At 70.8% G+C, this 277-nt stretch carries 1 protein-coding gene; it reads left to right on the forward strand.

Annotated elements, in window-relative coordinates:
* A partial coding sequence (locus EIK80_RS25845) for an acyl-CoA dehydrogenase domain-containing protein (protein WP_125159737.1) occupies positions 1 to 277 on the forward strand: 277 nt, incomplete at both ends.

Below are 277 nucleotides of genomic sequence, written 5' to 3' on the forward strand. Positions count from 1 at the left end.
GAGACGGCCTTCGCCATGATCGAGCAGCGGCTGGACGAGGTGTTCGCCAACCTGCCCAATCGCCTGGCCGGCTGGCTGCTGCGCGCGGCTGTGCTGCCCTTTGTCGCCCGCCGCCGGGGTCCGTCGGACCACGTCACCCGCGCCTGCGCCGACCTGATCCTGCACCCGTCCGCCACCCGCGACCGCCTGGTCGAGGTCGTTTATGTCGGCGGCAAGGACGAGGCGATCGGTCAGTTGATCGACGCCTTCGAGCGCGTGGTGGCCACCCAGCCGATCC

The organism is Caulobacter sp. 602-1 (assembly GCF_003931565.1).
Classification (GTDB): domain Bacteria; phylum Pseudomonadota; class Alphaproteobacteria; order Caulobacterales; family Caulobacteraceae; genus Caulobacter.